The sequence below is a fragment of the Caldimonas sp. genome, from assembly GCF_046289365.1.
Taxonomy (GTDB): domain Bacteria; phylum Pseudomonadota; class Gammaproteobacteria; order Burkholderiales; family Burkholderiaceae_C; genus Caldimonas.
Map to the genome: position 1 here is coordinate 1 of NZ_JBKBVU010000221.1, position 4827 is coordinate 4827.

A 4827-nucleotide genomic window follows, 5' to 3' on the forward strand; every position below is an offset into this window, starting at 1 on the left:
CCGACCACACTCCAGGGCTTTGCAAAGCTGCGCCGCAGGGAGCGAACTGCGGGGGAGAGTGCCGCGTCGGCGCTCATCGCAGGTGCGAGTGCACACGCGGATCCGGCTGGGCCGGTCCGCTGGTGTGGCCCCCTTGAGGGGGCGCGCGCAGCGCGTAGGGGGTGGGCCTTACTTCACCCAGGTGTTGAGCTGAATGATGGGCAGCAGCACCGCCAGCACGATGAGCATGACGATCACACCCATGCCCACGATGAGCAGCGGCTCCAGGATGGTGGCCAGTTGCATCGCACGGCGCTGCACTTCCTGCCCCAGTTGGGTGGCCGCCCGGGCCAGCATCGTGGGCAGGGTGCCGGTCTGCTCGCCCAGGCGGATGAACATCGCCAGCAGGCCGGGAAAGCGCTTCTTGGCCGCCAGTGCGGCCGCCAGCGGGGCCCCTTCGCGCACCTGCACCAGGGCGTCCAGTGCATCGGCGCGCATCGCACGGTTGCTCAGCGTCTCGGCCGCGGCCTGCAGGGCCTTCAGGATGGGCACACCGGCCCCCGCCAGCATGGCCAGCGTGCCTGCAAAGCGGGCGGCGTTGTAGCCGCGCGAGAGCCGGCCCAGCAGGGGCAGACGCAGCCAGGCCGCATCGAAGCTTTCGCGGAAGGTCTCGTTGCGCAGGCCGTAAGCGAGCAACGTGGCACCGCCGGCCAGCCCCAGCGCCGCCAGCCAGCCCCAGTGGCGCACGAAGTCGCTGACGGCCAGCATGGCCACCGTGAGCCAAGGCAGGGCGCGCTTGCTGCCGGTGAACACCGAGGCCACCTGGGGCACCACGTAGGTGACCAGGAAGACCACGATGATCACCGCCACCAGCGAGACGATGGCCGGGTACAGCGCCGCGCCGACCAGCCGGGCCTTCAGCGCCTGGCGCTCCTCCAGGTCTTCGGCTAGCTTCTCGAGCACCTGGCCCAGTCCACCGCTTTGCTCGCCGGCGGCCACCACCGCCCGGTAGATCTCATCGAACTCGCGCGGGGCCGTGCCCAGGGCCTTGGCGAACGACGAGCCCGCATTGACCTCGCTGCGCAGGTGGGCCACCAGTTCGCGCTGGCGCGGGTCCTCGGCCTCGTCGGCCAGCGCGGTCAGGGCGCGCTCCAGCGGCAGCCCCGAGCTGACCAGGCCGGCCAACTGGCGGGTCCAGATGGCCAGGGCCGTGGCGCTGAAGACCCGGCCGTGCCGGCGTGCCGCGCCCGACTCGCCGGCGGCGGCGCTGACGGTGGCCACCGACAGCGGCACGAGCTTTTGCGCCCGCAACTGGGCCCGGGCGGCCTTAGCGTTGTCGGCCTCGATCAGCCCGGTGCTGGTGCGCCCGGCAGCGTCGAGGGCTTCGAAGCGGTAGGCCGGCATGGGGTCAATCCCGTGTCACACGCAGCACCTCTTCCAGCGAGGTGATGCCCGCTTGCACGAGGCGCTCGCCGTCTTCGCGCATCGTGCGCAGCCCGCCTTGTTCGGCGGCCACGAAGAGCTGCGATTCGGCGGCGCGGTTGTGGATGAGGGCGCGGACCTTGTCGTCGGCCACCATCAGCTCGTACACACCGGTGCGGCCTTTGTAGCCCGTCATGCCGCATTCCTTGCAGCCCACGGGGTGGTACCGGACGGCCCCCAGGCTTGCGCCTTCGTCGCTTCGCCCCCCCGCGAGGGGGCTGGCTCTGTCTTGGGGCGGCCCGGCGACGGGGCCGGCGCCCGCCTCGGGGCGCTTGCAGTGCGGACACAGCTTGCGCACCAGGCGCTGGGCCAGCACGCCCAGCAGGCTGGAGCTGAGTAGGAAGGGCTCGATGCCCATGTCGATCAGGCGCGTGACGGCCGAGGGCGCGTCGTTGGTGTGCAGCGTGGCCAGCACCAGGTGGCCAGTCAGTGAGGCCTGGATGGCGATCTGCGCGGTCTCGAAATCTCGGATCTCGCCGATCATGATCACGTCGGGGTCCTGGCGCAAGATGGCGCGCAGGGCCTTGGCGAAGGTCAGGTCGATCTTGGCGTTGACCTGGGTCTGGCCGATGCCGGGCAGCTCGTATTCGATCGGGTCTTCCACCGTCAGCACGTTGGTGGTGCTGGTGTCGATGCGGCCCAGGGCAGCGTACAGCGTGGTCGTCTTGCCCGAGCCGGTGGGGCCGGTGACGAGCACGATGCCGTGGGGCTGGTCGATCAGTCGTGCAAAGCGCGCCAGGGTGTCGCCGCCCATGCCCAGGCTTTCCAGCGTGAAGCGTGTGTCGCCCTTGTCGAGCAGACGCAGCACCGCACGCTCGCCATGGGCCGAGGGCAGCGTGGACACGCGCACGTCCACGCCGCGCCCGCCGATGCGCAGCGAGATGCGCCCGTCCTGGGGCAGGCGCTTCTCGGCGATGTCGAGCTCGGCCATGATCTTCAGGCGCGAGATCAGCGCCGCATGCAAGGCCTTGTTGGGCTGCACCACCTCGCGCAGCGTGCCGTCCACGCGGAAGCGTACCGAAGAGCTGCGCTCGTAGGGTTCGATGTGGATGTCGCTCGCGCCGTCTTTGGCCGCCTGGGTGAGCAGCGCGTTGAGCATGCGGATGATGGGCGCATCGTTGGCGGCCTCCAGCAGGTCCTCCACGGCGGGCAGGTCCTGCATCATGCGCGACAGGTCCACGGCACTTTCGACCTCGCCCACGACCGCCGCGGCACTCGACTCGCCGCCGGCATAGGCCGTGGCAATGCGCTGGGCGAGGCTGGCCTGGGGTTCGTGCTCGAAGCGGTCCACCTGGAAATGGCGCAGCACTTCGGACAGGGCCGGCACGGCGGCCTGGGCGTCGGCCCATAGCGTGAGCTGCTGGCCGTCGTCTTCCAGCAGCAGGTGGTGCGCCTTGGCAAAGGCGTAGGGCAGGGGGTGGCGGACGGCCATGGCGGGCAGTGCCTCTCAATTCACCGGCTGGGGGCCGGCCGGTGCGGGGGCGGGCGGTGTGGCCGCATCGGCCGGTGGCGGCAGCTCGCGCGCGGGCAGCACGGGCGCTTCGTTGACCGGCAGCAGCGTGCGCGGCGACGGCTGGGTGGCGAGCTGCTGCGCGCGGATCTGGTCGTAGCGGTCCAGCGAGAGGCGGTTGGAGGCATCCTGGTCACGCATCACCACCGGGCGCAGGAAGACCATCAGGTTGGTCTTCACGCGCGAGCGGTTCTCGCTTCGGAACAGGCCGCCCAGCACCGGCACATCGCCCAGCACCGGCACTTTGTCCCGGTTGTCGGTGAACTGGTCCTGCATCAGCCCGCCCAGCACGATGATCTGGCCGTCATCGACCACCACGCTCGATTCGATCGAGCGCTTGTTGGTGACCAGCCCGGCGGTGGCATCGGCCACGCCGCGCGAGACATTCTGGTTCACCACGCTGGAGACTTCCTGATAGATCGACAGGCGCACCGTGCCGTTCTCGCCGATCTGGGGCTTGACGCGCAAGGTGATGCCCACGTCCTTGCGCTCGATCGTCTGGAAGGGGTTGACCGCGCCGCTGCCGGTGCCGGTGTTGGTGAACTGGCCGGTGACGAAGGGCACGTTCTGGCCGATGGTGATCTTGGCTTCCTCGTTGTCCAGGGTCACGAGGTTGGGCGTGGACAGGATGTTGCCGTCCACGTTTTGCTCCAGGAAGCGGGCCAGGCCGGCCAGCGTATAGGTGCCCAGGAAGTTGCGCACGATGCCCACGTTCAGGCCGGCCGAGGGCAGCGAACCGCTTTGCCCGCCGGTGGCGGCGGCCAGCGAGAGCTGGATGATGTTGTTGCCCCCGGTGCCGAAGTTGGTGCCGCCGACCAGGCCCCATTTGTCGCCTTCCTTGCCCAGCAGTCCCTGCCACTGGAAGCCCACGTCGGCCGCCTTGGTGGCGTTGACCTCGACGATCATCGTCTCGACGTAGACCTGGGCACGCCGGGAGTCGAGCTGGTCGATCACCGCGCGCAACTGGCGGTACAGCGGGTCGGGGGCGGTGATGATCAGCGAGTTGGTCGCCGGGTCGGCCTGGATGAAGCCGCCGGTGGAAGGCTGCGCCGCGGCCGCCACCGGGGCGGTGGCCTGGGGGGAGATGACGCTGCTGCCCCCGCTCGTGCCTCCCAGTGTGGCGCCGGTGGCCGTGGCCGGCGCGCCGGTGAGGGTGCCGCCGCCCGAGGCGGCGCCCCCGCGGCCATCGGTCGGGAAGGCGGCACGCAGCACCTGGGCCAGACGCACCGCGTCGGCGTTCTTCAGATAGACCACATGGATGTTGCTGCCGCCCGCGCCGGCGGCGCCGGGCACGTCGAGCTTGGCGACGATCGAGCGGATCAGCGCCAGGCGGGCCGGGTTGGCCGCGCGCACCAGCAGGGCGTTGGTGCGCGAGTCGGCCAGCACCACGCCGGCCGAGGTGCTGCCGCCGGCCACGGCTTGTGCGGTGCCCTGCGCAGCCGCAGGCGCGGGGGAGACGCCGGCGGCTGCAGCAGCACTTTGCTGGTCCACCAACCGCTGCACCAGCACGGCCACGTCGGCGGCCACCGCGTGCTGCAGCGGGATGACCTCCACGTCGGTGGCATTGGGCAGGTCCAGCGCGGCGATGATGCGCGACAGGCGCCGCAGGTTGTCGGCATAGTCGGTGATGACCAGCGAGTTGTTGCCCGGGTTCACATTGATCGTGTTGTTCGGGCTGATCAGCGGACGCAGGATGGTGACGAGGTTGTTCGCGTTCTCGTGCTGGATGCGGAAGATCTGGGTGAGGATGGTGTCGCCACGGGCAGCCACGCCGGGCCCCGCGGACACCACGCCGGTCTGCAGCTTGGCATCGGCCTCGGGCACGATCTTGTACAGGCCCTCGACCTCCACCACGG

3 protein-coding genes are annotated in these 4827 nt (G+C 70.3%); all 3 read right to left on the reverse strand.

Annotated elements, in window-relative coordinates; translation table 11 throughout:
• Window positions 1-168 precede the first annotated feature (168 nt).
• Window positions 169-1383 (reverse strand): type II secretion system inner membrane protein GspF, encoded by a 1215-nt coding sequence (gspF, locus tag ACK42S_RS15720; RefSeq protein WP_409709654.1) that lies wholly within the window; start codon window positions 1381-1383, stop codon window positions 169-171.
• Between the two features lie 4 nt (window positions 1384-1387).
• Complete coding sequence (gspE, locus tag ACK42S_RS15725) at window positions 1388-2893, reverse strand: type II secretion system ATPase GspE (protein ID WP_409709657.1); 1506 nt, start codon at window positions 2891-2893, stop codon at window positions 1388-1390.
• A 15-nt stretch (window positions 2894-2908) separates the two neighbouring features.
• Window positions 2909-4827, reverse strand: a 1919-nt coding sequence (gene gspD, locus ACK42S_RS15730; protein WP_409709661.1) for a type II secretion system secretin GspD, incomplete at its 5' end; no start/stop codon positions are given.

Excerpts from the sequence above, each read along its gene's own strand:
- gspF (WP_409709654.1), bottom strand. The coding sequence starts at position 1,383 with ATGCCGGCCTACCGCTTCGAAGCCCTCGACGCTGCCGGGCGCACCAGC.
- gspE (WP_409709657.1), bottom strand. The coding sequence starts at position 2,893 with ATGGCCGTCCGCCACCCCCTGCCCTACGCCTTTGCCAAGGCGCACCAC.